Source organism: Rhodococcus sp. Leaf278, from assembly GCF_001426085.1.
Classification (GTDB): domain Bacteria; phylum Actinomycetota; class Actinomycetes; order Mycobacteriales; family Mycobacteriaceae; genus Rhodococcoides.
In genome coordinates this window covers 269,567-285,681 of the sequence record NZ_LMRR01000042.1, presented here as the reverse complement: position 1 = coordinate 285,681, position 16,115 = coordinate 269,567, and the positions used below count along the sequence as shown (strand labels likewise).

General features: G+C 66.1%; 16 protein-coding genes and 1 riboswitch. Of the genes, 6 read left to right on the top strand and 10 right to left on the bottom strand.

All coding sequences use genetic code 11. The annotated features are described in order from the left end of the window. Positions 1-51 precede the first annotated feature (51 nt). The gene (locus ASG84_RS23145; protein ID WP_057479291.1) at positions 52-1,038 is read left to right on the top strand and encodes an LLM class F420-dependent oxidoreductase; all 987 of its coding nucleotides are present in this window, start codon (positions 52-54) and stop codon (positions 1,036-1,038) included. Here the strand turns inward: ASG84_RS23145 and ASG84_RS23140 are convergent. The 3 genes from ASG84_RS23140 to ASG84_RS23130 form a co-directional block, all read right to left on the bottom strand. Then, entirely contained in the window at positions 1,019-1,708 is a 690-nt protein-coding gene (locus tag ASG84_RS23140; protein WP_057479290.1) for a DUF3239 domain-containing protein, read from the bottom strand. The genes ASG84_RS23145 and ASG84_RS23140 overlap by 20 nt on opposite strands. A 40-nt stretch (positions 1,709-1,748) precedes the next feature. Then, a complete protein-coding gene (locus tag ASG84_RS23135; RefSeq protein ID WP_032378320.1) occupies positions 1,749-3,404 on the bottom strand; it encodes a DNA repair helicase XPB in 1,656 nt (551 codons plus the stop codon). A gap of 89 nt (positions 3,405-3,493) precedes the next feature. Continuing rightward, positions 3,494-5,785 carry a helicase-associated domain-containing protein gene (locus tag ASG84_RS23130; protein ID WP_057479289.1) on the bottom strand — a complete coding sequence of 764 codons (2,292 nt, stop codon included), beginning with the start codon at positions 5,783-5,785 and terminating at the stop codon, positions 3,494-3,496. 61 nt (positions 5,786-5,846) lie between these two features. On the opposite strand from ASG84_RS23130, the gene ASG84_RS23125 reads away from it, so the two are divergent. Then, positions 5,847-6,035, top strand: coding sequence for a hypothetical protein (locus ASG84_RS23125; protein ID WP_032395857.1), 189 nt, complete (start codon positions 5,847-5,849; stop codon positions 6,033-6,035). Between the two features lie 79 nt (positions 6,036-6,114). Here the strand turns inward: ASG84_RS23125 and ASG84_RS23120 are convergent, their stop codons facing one another. The 3 genes from ASG84_RS23120 to ASG84_RS23110 form a co-directional block, all read right to left on the bottom strand. Continuing rightward, complete coding sequence (locus tag ASG84_RS23120; protein ID WP_057479288.1) at positions 6,115-6,720, bottom strand: transglycosylase family protein; 606 nt, start codon at positions 6,718-6,720, stop codon at positions 6,115-6,117. 8 nt (positions 6,721-6,728) lie between these two features. Further along, a riboswitch (cyclic di-AMP (ydaO/yuaA leader) is annotated at positions 6,729-6,930 on the bottom strand. Between the two features lie 276 nt (positions 6,931-7,206). Continuing rightward, positions 7,207-7,581, bottom strand: coding sequence for a YccF domain-containing protein (locus ASG84_RS23115; protein ID WP_057479287.1), 375 nt, complete (start codon positions 7,579-7,581; stop codon positions 7,207-7,209). Positions 7,582-7,584: 3 nt separating this feature from the next. Beyond that, on the bottom strand, positions 7,585-7,803 hold the full coding sequence (locus ASG84_RS23110; RefSeq protein ID WP_057479353.1) for a hypothetical protein: 219 nt from the start codon (positions 7,801-7,803) through the stop codon (positions 7,585-7,587). 187 nt (positions 7,804-7,990) lie between these two features. On the opposite strand from ASG84_RS23110, the gene ASG84_RS23105 reads away from it, so the two are divergent. After that, positions 7,991-8,407 (top strand): cold-shock protein, encoded by a 417-nt coding sequence (locus ASG84_RS23105; protein WP_057479286.1) that lies wholly within the window; start codon positions 7,991-7,993, stop codon positions 8,405-8,407. A 12-nt stretch (positions 8,408-8,419) separates the two neighbouring features. Here the strand turns inward: ASG84_RS23105 and ASG84_RS23100 are convergent, their stop codons facing one another. From ASG84_RS23100 to ASG84_RS23090, 3 genes are all read right to left on the bottom strand, one after another. Next, positions 8,420-8,932: a DUF2771 domain-containing protein gene (locus tag ASG84_RS23100; protein ID WP_057479285.1), complete on the bottom strand. Its 513-nt coding sequence runs from the start codon at positions 8,930-8,932 to the stop codon at positions 8,420-8,422. Then, positions 8,929-10,542, bottom strand: coding sequence for an MFS transporter (locus ASG84_RS23095; RefSeq protein ID WP_235581803.1), 1,614 nt, complete (start codon positions 10,540-10,542; stop codon positions 8,929-8,931). Before ASG84_RS23095 ends, ASG84_RS23100 begins: the two co-directional genes overlap by 4 nt. A gap of 139 nt (positions 10,543-10,681) precedes the next feature. Beyond that, the gene (locus tag ASG84_RS23090) at positions 10,682-11,542 is read right to left on the bottom strand and encodes a glutaminyl-peptide cyclotransferase (RefSeq protein ID WP_057479351.1); all 861 of its coding nucleotides are present in this window, start codon (positions 11,540-11,542) and stop codon (positions 10,682-10,684) included. Positions 11,543-11,601: 59 nt separating this feature from the next. Here ASG84_RS23090 and ASG84_RS23085 point away from each other — a divergent pair, with 59 nt between their 5' ends. Genes ASG84_RS23085 through ASG84_RS23075 form a run of 3 tightly spaced genes read left to right on the top strand, consistent with a single transcriptional unit; the run spans position 11,602 to position 15,969 of the window. After that, positions 11,602-12,705 (top strand): DUF3027 domain-containing protein, encoded by a 1,104-nt coding sequence (locus ASG84_RS23085; RefSeq protein WP_442971023.1) that lies wholly within the window; start codon positions 11,602-11,604, stop codon positions 12,703-12,705. After that, the gene (locus ASG84_RS23080; protein ID WP_057479350.1) at positions 12,702-15,428 is read left to right on the top strand and encodes a sacsin N-terminal ATP-binding-like domain-containing protein; all 2,727 of its coding nucleotides are present in this window, start codon (positions 12,702-12,704) and stop codon (positions 15,426-15,428) included. The genes ASG84_RS23085 and ASG84_RS23080 overlap by 4 nt, the downstream gene beginning before the upstream one ends. Continuing rightward, positions 15,418-15,969: a phosphatase PAP2 family protein gene (locus ASG84_RS23075; protein WP_200936656.1), complete on the top strand. Its 552-nt coding sequence runs from the start codon at positions 15,418-15,420 to the stop codon at positions 15,967-15,969. The genes ASG84_RS23080 and ASG84_RS23075 overlap by 11 nt, the downstream gene beginning before the upstream one ends. On the opposite strand, the gene ASG84_RS27670 is transcribed toward ASG84_RS23075, so the two are convergent. Continuing rightward, positions 15,938-16,081, bottom strand: a complete 144-nt coding sequence (locus ASG84_RS27670; RefSeq protein ID WP_155289340.1) for a hypothetical protein — start codon at positions 16,079-16,081, stop codon at positions 15,938-15,940. The two genes, ASG84_RS23075 and ASG84_RS27670, sit on opposite strands and share 32 nt — an antisense overlap. Positions 16,082-16,115 lie beyond the last annotated feature (34 nt).

The window sequence follows — 16,115 nt, the reverse complement described above, 5'->3', positions numbered from 1 at the left end:
AGTTCACCGGCCGGAACCGGGCGTTCGCCCTGGATCTGTACTGTGCCTGTCATGCGATTCGGATTGTTCGTCCCACAGGGTTGGCGCCTGGATCTGGTCGGTATCGACCCCTCCCGGCACTGGAATGTGCTGCGTGAGCACGCGCTCGCCGCCGAGGCCGGTCCGTGGGAGTCACTGTGGGTGTACGACCACTTCCACACCGTTCCCACCGCGACCGACGAGGCGACGCACGAGGCATGGTCGCTGATGTCCGCACTGGCCGCGAGCACGTCCCGGATCAGGCTCGGCCAGATGTGCACTGCGATGTCGTACCGCAATCCGGCCTACCTCGCCAAAGTTGCTGCCACGGTGGACATCATTTCCGGCGGACGCGTCGAGATGGGGATCGGCGGCGGTTGGCACGAGCACGAGTTCCGCGCCTACGGTTACGGGTTCCCCTCTGCGGGTGAACGATTGGCCCGGCTGGACGAGGGCGTGCAGATCTTCAAGCAGGCATGGACGGCCGGCGAGGTGTTTCTCGACGGAGAGCATTACCAGATAGACGGTGCCGTGGTGCGGCCGCTGCCGCTGCAGGAGGGCGGGATACCGCTGTGGATCGCAGGCGGTGGCGAGAAGGTCACCCTGAAGATCGCCGCAAAGTACGCGAACTACACGAACTTCGATGGAACCCCCACCGGATTCGCCGCCAAATCGGCGCTGCTGCGTGAGCATTGCGCCACCGTGGGCACCGATTTCGATGCAATCGTCCGCTCGGCGAACTACAACGTGGTCATCGGGTCGACCGAGTCGGAGGTGGAAGACAAGCTCCGCGCCCTGGAGAGTCGGCTCACCGAGTACGTGGGTGCGGACAAAGCCGAAGGAGCTCTGACGGCGTTCCGCGGCATGCCGGCCGTGGGAACCCCGGAGCAGATCGCCCAGAACCTGACGGCGCTGCAGGAGCAGGGGATGACGTACGGAATCTTCTACTTCCCCGAAGCTGCTTACGACCGCTCCGGCATCGAACTCTTCGAGCGCGAGGTCATTCCGGCTCTCGCGTAGGTCGCCGCAGATCGTCGGGAAGATCCGCCGGGTCGATGAGCAACTGTTGGTTCTTGGCCTTGCGGACCTTCTCGGACAAGCCGATGTTCGCGTGCAGCAACGCCCACTCTCCCTCGGTGATCTCGTCGGTTGCGCGAGCGAGAACCGTTGGATCGGGAGTGCCCCAGGCGATGGGCATCGCCGAGACCAACTGCCATGTTCGCCCGCCCTTGTTCCGGCCACGATCTGCGAGCACCGACACTGCAGGCACCTGCGCACCCCGCTCCATCGCGTGGCCGGGCAGTGCCCGGACGCTACGGGTGATCAGCACGTAGTACGGTTCGTCCACCCCGGGCTTGCCGATATCGATCAGGGCCAGCAGCAGCGCCCCGCCCGGTAGTGTCTCGGCCACCATCGCGGGGACCAGTTCGCCTGCAGCATATTGCGATTCGATGGACCCCATCTTTCGCGGTGCCCAGAGCATCACCCACAGCGAGGTGGCCGCACCGATGAGGAACACCGCGCCGAGGATGTAGGACCACGCGGTGCCGATCCAGACGAACCACAACCCCAGGGCAGTCAGGATCACTGCGGTGAGCGCCGCGGAGGCACGCAGCCTGCGAAGCTCGGTGAACGTCTCGTTGACCGACTTCGCGTGGGCTACGTCTACAGGGAACTCGAATCGGCGCACACTGCTATTCCTAGCACGCCGCCGATACGGACACGAAGCCTCAGATGGCCGGGCCCAGCAGGTCGTCGGCGTCGGTGATGCGGTACGCGTACCCCTGCTCGGCGAGGAAACGCTGGCGGTGCGCGGCGTACTCGGCGTCGAGAGTGTCGCGCGAGACCACCGAGTAGAAATGGGCCTGACCGCCGTCGTGCTTGGGTCTGAGCAGTCGCCCGAGGCGCTGCGCCTCCTCCTGCCTCGATCCAAAGGTGCCCGAAACCTGTACTGCGACAGATGCTTCGGGAAGATCGATCGAGAAGTTCGCCACCTTGCTCACGACGAGCGTCTGAATCTCTCCCTTGCGGAAGGCGTCGAACAGCACCTCGCGTTCCTTGTTCTTGGTCGAGCCCTGGATCACCGGAGCGTTCAGGGCCTCACCGAGCTCGTTCAGCTGATCGAGGTACGCGCCGATCACCAGCGTCGGAGCGTCCTGATGCTTCGCCAGGATCGATTTCACGACGGCGATCTTGGTGTGCGCCGTGGAGCAGAGCTTGTAGCGCTCCTCGGGTTCGGCGACGGCGTACGACATGCGCTCGGCGTCGGTCAGGGTGACACGCACTTCGATGCACTCCGCCGGGGCGATCCACCCCTGCGCCTCGATGTCCTTCCAGGGCGCGTCGTAGCGCTTCGGGCCGATCAGCGAGAAAACGTCGCCCTCGCGCCCGTCCTCGCGGACGAGGGTTGCCGTCAGGCCGAGGCGTCGACGCGACTGCAGATCTGCCGTCATGCGGAACACCGGGGCGGGGAGCAGATGGACCTCGTCGTAGATCACCAGACCCCAGTCGCGGGAGTCGAACAGTTCCAGGTGCTTGTATTCACCCTTGGTGCGACGCGTGATCACCTGGTAGGTGGCGATTGTCACAGGGCGAATCTCTTTTCGCTCCCCCGAATACTCGCCTATTTCCTCCTCGGTGAGCGAGGTGCGCGCAATGAGTTCGCGTTTCCACTGCCGACCGGCGACGGTGTTCGTGACCAGAATCAGCGTGGTCGCCTTGGCTCTGGCCATCGCCGCTGCGCCGACCATGGTCTTCCCCGCGCCACACGGCAGCACGACGACGCCCGAGCCGCCGGCCCAGAACGAATCCGCCGCCATCTCCTGGTAGTCGCGCAGTGTCCACTTGCCGCCCTCGGTGTCGAGTTCGATGGGGTGAGCTTCGCCGTCCACGTATCCGGCGAGGTCCTCGGCGGGCCAACCGATCTTGAGCAGCATCTGCTTGAGGTGGCCGCGCTCGCTCGGGTGGACGATGACGGTGTCCTCGTCCACCATGGCACCGAGCATCGGCGCAATCTTCTTGTGGCGCATCACTTCTGTGAGCACGGCGCGGTCGAGACTGATCAGAGCCAGGCCGTGGATCGGGCTCTTGACCAACTGCAGTCGGCCGTAGCGAGCCATGGTGTCGACGATGTCGACCAACAGCGGCTGCGGCACCGCGTAACGGGAGAAGTTCACCAGCGCGTCGACTACCTGCTCGGCGTCGTGGCCGGCCGCGCGCGCGTTCCACAGGGCCAGCGGGGTGATGCGATACGTGTGCACGTGCTCGGGTGCACGTTCGAGCTCCGCGAACGGTGCGATGGCCGCCCGTGCTGCACCCGCGAGCTCGTGATCGATCTCGAGCAACAGCGTTTTGTCGGACTGAACGATCAGCGGGCCGTCGGTCACGGTTCCTCCTAGAGACTTCCGCCGCGCCCGAAAGAGCGCAACTTCTCCATTGTCCACAGGTAGGGGCGCGTGTGCACGTGAGCGTCGAACTACTCGACCAGAGCGACCGAGGTGATGCGATGCAGGGTGAAGCGTCGAACCCCTCCGGTGGCGGGGTCGAACGCGTCGAGTTGGCCGCCGCCGATACTGATCGGATCGACGATCCGATGGGTCGCGACTCCCTGTGCATCGACGTAGCCGATGCTGACGCTGCGTTTGACCTTGGCTGCCGTCTGCAACAGCGTCATCGTGGCGGTGCTGCTGGCACGAGATCCGTCGGCGCGCACCACCGCACCGGCGTTGCCTGCTGCCCGGTCGGCCGCGCGCATCCCGCGCACCAACGAACCCAGCTGTTCTTCGGTGGGCACAGCGGGAGTGCGGAACGTCTGGCGTGGACGCCTCGCCGATACCCGCGAACCGCGGGCGCGCAGATCGACGATGGTTCCGGACGAGTCCTCGCCGGCAGGCGCGAACCCGGCCCCGGCCAGCACCGTCAGTACCTCGGCAAGCGGGGCCTGCGAGATCGCGACGGTCGGGGCGAGGGCACGAAGGGCCAGCGATTCTGCGGCCGGGGACGCCATCACCTCCGCCAGCAACGCCGGATCCTCGCATCGGACGAACGACGAGGCGACGCCGGCACGCAGGCGACCGTGTCGGCGCGCCACGTCGTCGATGAGATAGGTCAAGGCCTGCGGCACCGGTGTGCGTGAGTGGGTGGCGAACAACGCGTGCAGCTCGGATGCGCTCAGTCCCACGTCGAGGGCGCGTCGCAGGCTCGTGTCGCTGATCCGGTACATCGTCGCTGCGCCTGCGGATTCCACATCGGCGACCAGTTCGATTCGATCGTGCAGGTCCGGCTCGAGCGGACCGGGGGCCACCAGCGTGAGGTCGGCCTGCACCAGGACGTAGTCGATGGGTTGGGGCAGGGCGGCGCGCATGTCGGCCTCCGCGTTGCCGTCGTGCAGCAGCGAGCGTCCCGGGGTCGACATCGCTCCACGGGCGACGATTCCCAGAGCGGTTGCTTCGGCGACGACGTGTCCGACGGGCGTCACGCCGAACCGTCCGGACCAGCGTGGACGACGCCACGCCAGGGTTCGGGCGAGATCCGCCGGCTCGGCCGAGTGGCCACTGCCGAGTTCGGCGAGCAGTTCCAGGATCATCCGTCGATCCCGCGGTGCTGCCGGAGAGCGGACCTCCTCGGACAGTGCGGCGATGGGCTTGTCGTTGGGGTCGCGCATCCCGATGACCCACGGCGCCCGCGGCACCTCGAGCCAGGCGGACGCGAGCGTGTGCCAGCGGGCCGCCGGGGCAGCGGTGAGCCAGGCGTCGACTGCGGGTGTGGGAGCCCAGTAGTCGTCGCCGGTGTCGGATGTGGGAACCGGGTCCGGTGTTCCGCTGGAGATCAGATGGGCTGCTGCGAGCAGTTCGACGAGGATGCTGACGCGGTCGTCGTCGAGGCCGCTTGCCTTGGTGACCTTGCGGAGCTCGCGTACGCCGAGTCCACCTGCTTTGAGGGCAGGGGCAGGCGAGGCGGACAGGGCTTCGATGATCAGGGCGCAGTGCCGACCGAGTTCGAGCGCCTCGCCTGCGGCAGCGGCATCGACGTCGGTGAGCGACTGTGTCTTGGTGGGGAGTTTCGGCTCGGCGAGCGACCGTGGGTCGGACATCGGCTCGCCGCGCAGAATCTGCCCCACCTGGACAGGCAGCTCGACGGTTTGCTCGTCCAGCCAGATCAGCAGGCCGGCGGCGAGCAGCTTCTGCACCGGCCGGTCCGGCGGAGTGCCCGGTGCCGCGTCTCGGGTGCGGCCGGTCGGGGACGATCTGGCGAGGGTGTCGAGCAGATTGCGTTCCCCGTCGCCCAGTTCGGCGAGAGCCGCGGTGATGTGCGACTCGGTGAGATTGTCGACCGGATCGAGCGCGCGCCCGATGCGCCACGGCACGGCGTCCGCGGCGGTGGCGCTGATTCGGAAACCGGACGCGTCGCCCCACACCAGCAGCCGCTCGCGGAGCTGAGCCAGCGCCTTGTCGACGCTCTTGGCCGGTGCGCGTTTGGCTACGACGGCCAGTAGAGCGGCGCGGGTGACGGGCCGCTCGTAGGCCTCTTCGATGGCGAGGATCTCGAGGACGGTCAGGGCGAGTGTGTCGAGGGTGTCCGCGGTGTGCAGAATCGACCGTCGCTGCTCGGCCCGTCCGGCGAGCACGGCCAGGGAGGCGGGCGGCGGAGCGGTCAGATCGGGACGCAGCGACATGGCCTTGATCAGCTCGGCGTCGGAGCGAGCTGCGATCCACTGGGGTAGATCGGGGGGCGTGTCGGTGTGTCGAGGCACAGTCGTGTCGGTCATCGTCTATCAGATTAGAGACCTGGGCTGGTGCTTGCCGCAGTGCAGGTGTCAAAATAGGCGGATGGTGAACAAGTCGAAGAAGCCCTATGTCGATCCAGGCTGGCCGGACACCGCTCGCGGTGACCACGCGGTGACCGAACTCTCGTCCGCTCGATCGGGTGGCTTGTCGCCCTTCGGTGAGGACACCGAGTTCCCGCTGCCCGTCGAAGACCTGCCCTACGCACATCCGGTAACCGTGGTCAACCGGTAGCAAAGGCCACGCAGCACGAAAAAAGCCCCCGACGATGTCGGGGGCTTTTTTCGTACGAGACGCGAACCGTCGCAGGCGCTTACTGAGGCAGGAATGCCTTGTTGGCCTGGTAGAAGTTCACGACCTGCGGATCGAGCTGAATGCCCTGCGCTGCGTTCTGGACGAACGAGGCGATGGCCGGATCGTTGGTGATGTTCTGCACGGCGGCGACGATGCCGTTGACGACCTCGGCGGAGCTGTCCACTGCCGCCGTCAACTCGGGAACCTCGGGAAGCTGGGGTGCCCTCGGGGTGACCGGAACGCTGCGCTCGGTCGGCGCGCTGCTCAGGCCGAGGCTCGAGGAGCAGGACGGCCATGCGCCCCAGCCCTGCGAGTCGAGGACCTTCTCTGCGACTGCGATCTGCTCTTCGCGGCTGGCCTGGTTGGCCGTGGCTGCGTACTGCTGGCCGCCGTGTGCGTTCCAGGTGCTGGGGGAGAACTGCAACCCGCCCTGGAAGCCGTTGCCGGTGTTGATGCCCCAGTTGCCGCCGGCTTCACACTGTGCAAGGCGATCCCAGTCGGAATCCGGTGCCGCGTTTGCGGTGCCGGTGAAGGCGATGCCCGCGGTGCTCATGATGGCTCCGGTGACAGCAACCTTGGCGACGGTCTTGCCAGTGGTGCTCGGCTTGCGATGACGTCCGCTCATACGAGTTGAAATCCTCTCCACACGCGCCTGCGAGGTCAGCTGTCGGGTTCGGGCTGAGAGGTAGCCCGGCCTTTTCGCTCATTCTTCTCGAATGGGCAATTGGGCTTCACCCCAAGGGAAGTCGGTGCAACGTCGTGAGTTGCGACAACTTCCCGGTTGTCCGTGGAGGACGTGGGTCCCCCGTCCTCGTCCCCTGGGTGATCGTCGAGGGTGTTCCGGTATCCGCGGGACGAGGTTTGGCGCTGCGGACCGGAGTTCGGCCGAACTTTCCGGCCGCTGCTGACCGTACTGAAATTCCCGGCTTACGTCACTATTTGGTAACTGTCGATTTTGCGGAGTCGTCTCGACGCCATTCCGTACCTCTTTTGTGCCTCGTGTGTCTGCCCAGCTAGTGGGCGTCGTGGGCAGTGAACCCCAGCCCGTTGCCGACCTGTTATCCAAGCGTTATGTGATGGAAGTCACAGTGGCTGAGACCCGTCCGGAAAGTCACCGAACGGCAACGATGTCCTTCCCGAGGGGCATCAGAGATACGGGGATCAACTTCAGGTTCGCGATCGCGAGCGGAATGCCGATGATGGTGATCGCCATTGCGACTGCCGTGACCACATGAGCCAGCGCCAACCACCAGCCGGCGAGTATCAGCCAGAGCACGTTCCCGACGAGCGCGCCGGACCCGGACCCGGGCTTGTCGACAATCGTCGACCCGAACGGCCACAGTGCGTACACACCGATCCGGAACGACGCGATGCCGAACGGGATGGTGACGATCAGGATGCACAGCAGAAGGCCGGCGAAGAAGTAACCGATGGCCAGCCACAGCCCACCGAAGACCAGCCAGATGATGTTCAGGATCAATCGCATGATCTACCGAGCCCGCCGTCCGGACGCCAGCGCGTACACCAACGCCAGTACGAACCCGGCCGGTGCCGAGAACATGGCCGTCAGGTAGAGGCTCAGCGGGGGCTTCGCGTCGGAGAAGACCGGAAACAGCAGGATCGCGACGATGGCGACGAGGCCTATCGCGAACAGCGCGAGCGCGATGCGCAGCAGAACGGTGTTGCTCTTACGGGTCGGTGTGTCCACCTGCACCACGGTAGTGCGAAGTACCGGGTGCGAAGAACTCGAATGCTTCATCGAGACTCACCGCGCTAGACTGATGTATTCGCGTCCTACGTTTCGTGGGGCGCGAAATTTGTGCAGACCGCCGGTCCGAACATCGGGCCCGCGCACAACGAAACGACCGACAGCAACAGATGAACGGGTGAGCTCAGTGCCGACCGGCAAGGTGAAGTGGTACGACGTCGACAAGGGATTCGGATTCCTCTCTCAGGAGGAAGGCGAGGACGTCTACGTGCGTTCGTCGGCGTTGCCGGAGGGCGTCGAAGGCCTCAAAGCCGGTCAGCGCGTCGAATTCGGCATGGCTGCCGGCCGCCGCGGACCCCAGGCGCTGAGCCTGAAGGTGCTCGAGCCCGCACCGTCGGTGCGGCAGAACGCCGGTAGCACTCGCCGTGAACCCGTCGAGCGCAAGCACACGCCCGACGAGCTGCACGGAATGGTCGAGGACATGATCACACTGCTCGAGGCGACGGTGCAGCCCGAACTACGTAAGGGCAAGTACCCCGATCGCAAGATCGCGCAGCGAATCTCCGAGGTCGTCCGGGCTGTCGCCCGTGAGCTCGACAGCTGACGTCCACCGACGCTACGGGCGGGTGCCGATCGACCAGATGGCGTGGCTGACGAACCCTTCCTGATTGGTATCGGTGTCGATGATGCCGGTGGGCAAGCGCACCTCTATGCCGAGCAGTGTCCGGTTGCTGTCGTCCTTCGTGGGAACCGTGACGCTGAGCTTGGTGTCCGGCTCGTTGAACTCGGTGTTCTCCACCACGTCGCCGCTGTCGTCGCCGTAGACCACGGCGAGCACCCACGGCGCGGAGTAGATGGGGGCGGGCAACGAGAGCTGGACCGTCTCGGCATTGCCGACCTGGATCTCGGTGGTCTCACCGACGTTGGTGCACAGCGGGTCGCTGACAGCGCAGTACAGATACGGCTCCACCACGACGGCTCGGCCGTTGGCGTATGCGGTGACGGTCGGATCCTTCTCCGGCGCTTTACCGATCAGCAGGGCGAGCACCGCGACGAACGCGATGGCGATGACGACAAGACCGGCGGCGGTGATCGCCGCGATCTTCTTGGTACGGGGAGCGAGATTCACTTGGTCACGTTTTCGCCGAAGGAGCCGTCGGACATTTCTTGTTCGACGTGGTCGGGGCGGTTGCCGCCGAAGCCGGGCAGAAGCGATCTGCCGCGGTAGGTGAGGAATGTCTGCACGAGCCCGATCGTAAGCAACACCGACAGGACGGTGAAACCGAGCCAGTATTCGGTGGGGAGCAGCACACCCAGGGTGCCGCCCAGAACCCAGCACAGCTGCATGACGGTTTCGGAGCGGCCGAATCCCGACGCTATCGACTCCGGCGGCAGATCGGCCTGCAGGGATGCGTCGAGGGAGACCTTGGCCAGCGCACTGGCGCTCGATGCAACGAGCGCGGCCACCGCTGCGGTGAGCAGGCTGTCGGTGACCGCGGCGACGACGGCCACCACCGTGACGGCGAGGGTGCAGCGAAGAACCACCAGGGACGGCCGGCCGAGTTTGATCCTGGCACCGAGCGCGTTACCCGAGAAGTTGCCGAGACCGGCTGCGGCTCCGACGAGTCCGAGCATCGCGGCCTGCTGGAGCGGCTCGTGTTCGGTACGGGATTTGGCAACGAACGCTATGTAGAGCGTCAGGAATCCGGTGAGAATTCGGATGGTGCCGTTTCCCCACAGTCCCACGATGACGGCCCGGCCGAGGGGCTGTCTGCGGTTCTTGGTGCTGCTCGAGTTCTTGGTGCGCGGCGGTGGGCGGCGCAGGTTTTCGGTCGGGGCGCTGTTTCCGGCGAAGTCGCTGCCGTTGTGCTGCTCGGCGTGATAGCTCAGGGTGGCCGGCACTTCGCCCTCGGTGATCTCGACCCAGGACGGGATCTGCATGCTGAGGTAGCCGCCGAGCACGGTGATCGCGGCGACGAACCACAGCGCGCCGGGTGAGCCTGCGAAGAACGCGATGCCGCCGGCCACGGCCCCTGCCGCGATGGTGCCGCCGAGCAGGCCGAAGACGGTGAGCCGAGAATTGACGCGGACGAGGTCGATCTCCGGGGGCAGCACCCTCGGCGTCACCGCACTCTTGAGCACTGCAAAGGATTTGCTGAGCACGAGCATGCCGAGCGCGGCGGGATACAGCACCCAACTGTCGAAGTTGAACACCAGCACCACCGCCAGCACGGTGCGCAACCCGAACGATGTGGCGAGCGCGATGCGTCGACCGTGCTGCAGCCGGTCCAGCAGCGGTCCGATCAACGGGGCGATCAGCGCGAACGGCGCAATGGTGATGACGAGATAGAGCGCGACCTTGGTCTTGTCCTCACCGGTGGCCGCGGAGAAGAACAGTGTGTTCGCCAAGGCGATCGCCAACGCCGCATCCGACGCGAAGTTCGCCATGGTCGCGTAGGTCAGCGCAGTCAGTCCGGACTTGTCCGCGCCGTCGGCTTTCGCAGCTCGCTGGAACGACGCGATGCCCTTGCCGGTGAGCTCGCGTCCCCGCATGGCGGCGACGCGAGTGACGGTCAGCTTCTTCGGCATCGGCGGGGGCTTGCGAGCACCGGCTCGGCCGCGCGGAGCGGTGATCTTCTCGGTCCGCGGTGGGTGCAGGGGCGGCAACGGCTCGCGACGACTCGGAACATGGGTGGCGGCAGGTGCGGGCGGGTAGTTGGCCAGACCCGGATGATCCATCGAGCTGTCTTGCTCGGGGTTGTGAGCGGAGCCTGCGGGGCGAACTTGTCCTGGGCCGTGAGCGGAGCCTGCGGAGTGAACCTGTTCCGAGCCGTCCGCACCCGGTGGGGTGTGGGGGAGACGAGGATCGGTCACGGGGTCAATTCTGTCCTACCGGCGCGGTATCGGTGAATCGCACCTCGAAGATCTTGGGCCAGAATTTGCCGGTCACGAGGAATCGGTCCGTACCCGGGACCTGAGCGATGCCATTGAAAACGTCGGCTCCGCCTCGATCGGCGGCAGACATCGAGTCCCACAGCGGTGTGCCGTCGATGACGGCCGTCACCTTCCCGGTCTCGGGGTCGATGCGCATGATGTCGAACGTCTGCCACACATTGGCGTAGATAGACCCGTCCTCGGCGCACTCGAGTTCGTTGAGCCGCTCCACCGGATTGCCGTCGAGCGTGACGTCCACTGTGTCGACGGCGTCGAAAGTGGTGGGGTCGCGGAAGGTCAGGGTGGATGTGCCGTCGCTCATGACGAGGCGGTCGTCCGGTGTTCCCCGACCCTGTGTTCCTCGGCCCTCGGTGCAGAGTCCCCAACCTTCGCCGTCGTAGTTCACTCGACGCTGTTCGGTCAGGGTGTCCCGGTCGCGTTCGATAGCGACTCCGTCTTGCCAGGTGATCTGCCACAGGGTGTCCCCGTCGACGGTGATCCCTTCGCCGAACAGGTCGGACGGCAGATCGACCCGCTCGAGCTCGGTCATGTCCGCGAGCGATGTGCGCCTGACGAACGACGAACCTTCCAGCCCGGTGCCCTCGTAGAGCACGTCACCGTCGATCTCGAATCCCTGGGTGAACGCGTCGCCGCCGCGGTCGTACGTGCGCACGACTTCCGCGGTCAGGTTCGGCACCGAGTCGGAGGTCGGCGCTTCGGCCGTCGATCCTGGTGTCGACGAGCAGGAGGCCACCGCCAGTGCAGAGGCCAGGACGGCTACGAAGGTGCGAGCGCGGACGGTCATTGCATCCATGATGGCAGCCCGAACTGGGCGTCACCGAGTCGATGCGGCAAACTGAATGTGTGAGTTTCGTATCTTCTCCAGAGCTCGATTCCATCCGCCCCGTCTTGGCCGATGCCGTGGACCTCGCGCGGCAGGCTCTGCTCGACCTGGGCGAGGGAGGTGTCGGCGAGTATCTGGGGGTCACCGCCGAGGACGCCAGCGCGGCCACCCACCGGTTCGCCAGCGATCTCGAGGGCTACCGAGGATGGCAGTGGGCTGTGGTGGTCGCGGCCCCGGAGGACGCCGATCGCGCCACTGTCAGTGAGTTGGTTCTGCTGCCCGGGCCCGACGCGCTGGTGGCACCGTCCTGGGTGCCCTGGGACGAACGTATCCGCCCCGGGGATCTGGGACCGGGCGATCTGCTGTCTCCGAGGCAAGACGACCCACGCCTGGTGCCGGGCTATGTCAGCTCCGGTGATCCCGCCATCGACGAGGTGGCAGGCGAGATCGGTCTCGGCAGAACCAAGGTCACCAGCCTCGAAGGACGTCTCGACGCCGCCCAACGCTGGCACGACGGCGATTTCGGCCCTGATACCGAGATGGCCAAAGCTGCGCCGTCGACGTGTGGGCGCTGCGGCTTCTACCTGCCCATCGCCGGATCGTTGTCGGCTGCATTCGGAGTGTGCGGCAACGAGTTCGCCGCGGACGGGCACGTGGTGCATGCCGAGTACGGCTGCGGTGCGCACTCCGACACCGAATTGCCTACCGGAGCAGGATCACCGCAATTCGAGCCGTACGACGACGCGGCCCTCGACGTCACCGTGGCACCGACGCCTCCGGCCGAGACGAGTCCTCCGGTCGAGGCGAGTGTGTCCGACGAGACCGTTGTGTCCGACGAGACCGTTGTGTCCGACGAGACCGTTGTGTCCGACGAGACCGTTGTGTCCCACGAGTCGAGTGTGTCGGCCGAGGCCATTGCGTCGGACGAGACTGCTTCCGCGGACGAGACCACCGACAGTGCGGACCCGAGCGACGCGCCGACAGGCACAGCCGATGCGCAGAACGAGGCAACGGCGCCGCAGGAGGAGGCACCTGCGGTTGCGGACACGACGGCCACGGAAGTTCCTCACTCCGAGGTGACGGAAGATGCTGTGCACGAAGAGGATTCGGTATCTCCGAGCTGATCGACCCGTTCGATACCGGGTCGCTGCGCGAGTCGATTCTCGCGGCCTGGGGCTCGTCGCCCACCCGGCTTCGTGAGGACTCGGCGTCCGAGTCCGACCTGGTGCGCGGAGGTTATCGTGACCGGCTGTTGACCGAGCTCGCGCAGAACGCTGCGGACGCGGCGGCGCGGGCCGGTGTTTCGGGACGGTTGGCAGTGTGGACCGATGATGTCGGTTCCCTTCACATCGCCAATACCGGTGCTGCGCTCGATGTTTCGGGTGTGCATGCGCTGACCGCGCTGAGGGCATCGGCCAAGACTGCAATGGATGGCGGCGTCGGGCAGTTCGGAGTCGGTTTCACCGCGGTGCGATCGGTGTCCGACGAGATCGAGGTGCGCTCCCGTGACGGCGGTGTGCTGTTCAGTGCACGGCGTACCGCGGACGCACTGCGCGAGCGCGGAATGGCCGTGCCCGAGGCGGGCGTGCCGGTACTGAGGTTGGCGTGGCCCGTGGTCGAACCCCCCGCAGCGGGGTACGACACCGAGATCGTGTTGGCGCCGCGACCGGATTCGGACGCGGCGTCCTTCGCGTCCGGATACGCGGACGAGGCTGTCGATCTGCTTCTCGAACTCGAGGCACTGGACTCGATCGACATCGACGGCTATGTGATCGACTGCGTCAGAACGACACTCGACGCCCAGAGTATCGACATCGCGATCGGGTCGCGAACATGGCGACAGTTCAGCACCCCTGCCGCGCGCTGGCTGGCTCCGGTCGTCGACGGTCTACCCGTTCCGGCGTCCCCCGACGTGTTGCGGGCTCCCACCCGATCGGACGAGCTGTTGTCGTTGCCCGCCTTGGTGATTGCCGATGTACCGATGCAGCCGGACCGACGGCGCGTGCTTCCGGGTGTCTCGTTCGATGCGCTGGCACACGGGTACGCGGATTTCGTGGCGTCACTGCCCGCAGCGTCGAGAGTGTCGTTCGTTCCCGAGGTCGGATTCGCCCGAAGCGAGGTCGACGGGCAGTTGCGAGAGCTGATCTTTCGCCGATTGTCCAGCGCTCCATGGCTTCCCGGTGCGCGCGGACGCGACCTCGTGCCGGAGCGGTCGAATGTCGTCGCGGATGCCTCCGCGGAACTCACCTCGGTGCTGATCGACGTCCTACCGGATCTGGTCGACGCGACGCTGTCGGGCGCGCGCTACGCGTCGGCGCTGTCGGCAGTTGGGGTGCACCGGATCGGGTTGGCGCGGCTGGCGGAGATGCTCGGTGGTCTGGGCCGCGAACCGTCGTGGTGGCAGCGGCTGTTCGACGCGTTGACGCCCCTCGTCGTCGACGGTGTTGCTGCGGAAGAGCTTGCAGCTCTGCCTGTTCCGCTGGCAGACGGCCGCACGGTCACCGGTGCGCGAACAACGGTGATCGGATCGGATGCCTCGGCGGCGGTGACGTGGGTCCGTCTGGTGCATCCGGGCGCAGTGAGTCCGCTGCTGACGAGGCTCGGGGCTCGCGAGGCAACCGCGTCCGAATTGCTGAGGGACCCGGCTCTCGAAGCGGCGCTCGACGATCTCGACTGGGACGGCGACGACGTCGACACCCTGGTGAGCGCGGTTCTCGCCCTGGCCGCGGAGGCGGGTGAACTACCTGGTTGGATCGGCGGCCTGCCACTCGAAGACGAGGACGGCGAGCTGCGCAGTGCCGACGAATTGTTGCTTCCCGGAGCGCCGTTGGCGGATCTGCTGGTGCAGGATTCCCCGTTCGGCGTTCTCGCGCCTGCGGTGGTGACGAGGTTCGGTGAGCGGGCGCTGCGCGCGGTGGGCGTCGGGTGGGGTTTCTCGGTGATACGCGACGAGCTGCCGACCGGGCCGGATCACGACCTCGACGACGAGTCGGGGTGCTGGTCCGAACTGTCCGCGGAACCGGCGACGCTGCTCGCAGTCCGAGATCTCGATCTCGTTCGTTCGGACGCATGGTCGGAGGCGTTGACCGTTCTGCTCGACGATCCGAGTACCCGTGCGGCTCTGACCGATCGCGACGGCTACACCGCGTGGTGGCTCAGGCGTCATGCGCGGATGCAGAGGGTGCCCCTGAGCGCGTTCCGAGCGCCTTCCGACGAGACATTCGCAGGCCTGCTCGATCCGCTGGATCACCCGCGCGCCGACGAGTTGTCGGCCGTATTGAGCGCATCGGCCTGCGACAGCGTCGAGACGTGCCGGTTACTGCTCGAGGCACTGGGGGATCCACGGCGGAGTCCGACCTCTGCGGTGATCGCACGGACTCACACGCTGATCGCCACTGCGGTTGTCGACGGGCGCATCGACATCGCCGACATCGACCCGCCTGATCGAGTCCGCACTCTCGGCGGAGCGGTCATCGACGCGTCGGATGCGTTGGTGATCGACACACCATGGCTGGCAGGCGTCGTACCGCCGGAGGTTGCAGTTCTCTCGGACATCACCACAGCAGCCGCTCTGGCAGACGTTCTGGACATCAGACCGGCGTCGGAGGCGATCAGCGGAGAAGTACTCGGAGTCGGACGTGTCAGCTCCTGGGACCGCGAACCTGGAGCCGTATTGGCTTGTGCGGTAATGGGATTGCCGCTTCCGCAGGGCGGAGTGGTGGTCCACCGAGAACTGGTGGTCCGATCGACCGGAGACGTCAGCGGTGACCACGCCGTGCCGTTCTGGGTCGACGCGGACGGGACCGTACATTGTTCGGAGAGTTGGGAGCGTCCTCGTGGGCTTTGATGCCACAGTGCTGGACTGGATGGTCGATCATCGAGTCGACTGGCTCACCACGGTGTTCTGGATCGTCACCACACTCGGCAACACGGTGTCGATGTTCCTGTTGGCCGCGGTGGTTGTCGTTGCGGTGCTTCGCGTCGGACGCAGGGCGGATGCCGTTGTCGTTGCGGGTTCGATGCTCACCGGCTGGGGTCTGATGAATGCGCTCAAATTCGCGTTCGCGCGGGAGCGTCCACCGATTCCCGAGCGGCTGGTGGACATTGCGAGCCATTCGTTTCCGTCGGGCCACGCGATGATGTCGATGTTGCTTGCCACGGTGGCGATCGCGCTGATGCTGCGATCGCCGCATCCGTGGCTGCATCGGCCGGTACTGCTCGTGCTACCTGTGGTCGCGGCCCTGCTGATCGGATTCTCTCGGATCTACCTGGGTGCGCATTGGACCACGGACGTGCTGGCCGGCTGGGTGTTCGGTGCCCTGTGGGGGCTGGGATGGATCTATGCCGTCAGGCTGATCAGCGCGAGAAATCCGAGCGCTGAGCGATGACGAGCAGCTCGTCGCGCATGGCCGGGCTGGAGACAGCATTGGCGCGTGCGTAGAGGGCGCGGAGCGAGCGGACGTGGTTGCGACGGTTGCGGTACTGAGAGACGAGCTTCATGGCCTGGCTTTCGTGGATCAAGAGGTTGTATCAA

What these genes read in the sequence shown, in the direction of transcription:
- ASG84_RS23145 (WP_057479291.1), top strand. Translation starts at nt 52, where the DNA reads ATGCGATTCGGATTGTTCGTCCCACAGGGTTGGCGCCTGGATCTGGTC.
- ASG84_RS23130 (WP_057479289.1), bottom strand. Translation starts at nt 5,785, where the DNA reads ATGACCGACACGACTGTGCCTCGACACACCGACACGCCCCCCGATCTA.
- ASG84_RS23125 (WP_032395857.1), top strand. Translation starts at nt 5,847, where the DNA reads ATGGTGAACAAGTCGAAGAAGCCCTATGTCGATCCAGGCTGGCCGGAC.
- ASG84_RS23120 (WP_057479288.1), bottom strand. Translation starts at nt 6,720, where the DNA reads ATGAGCGGACGTCATCGCAAGCCGAGCACCACTGGCAAGACCGTCGCC.
- ASG84_RS23115 (WP_057479287.1), bottom strand. Translation starts at nt 7,581, where the DNA reads ATGCGATTGATCCTGAACATCATCTGGCTGGTCTTCGGTGGGCTGTGG.
- ASG84_RS23095 (WP_235581803.1), bottom strand. Translation starts at nt 10,542, where the DNA reads ATGGATCATCCGGGTCTGGCCAACTACCCGCCCGCACCTGCCGCCACC.
- ASG84_RS23090 (WP_057479351.1), bottom strand. Translation starts at nt 11,542, where the DNA reads ATGACCGTCCGCGCTCGCACCTTCGTAGCCGTCCTGGCCTCTGCACTG.
- ASG84_RS27670 (WP_155289340.1), bottom strand. Translation starts at nt 16,081, where the DNA reads ATGAAGCTCGTCTCTCAGTACCGCAACCGTCGCAACCACGTCCGCTCG.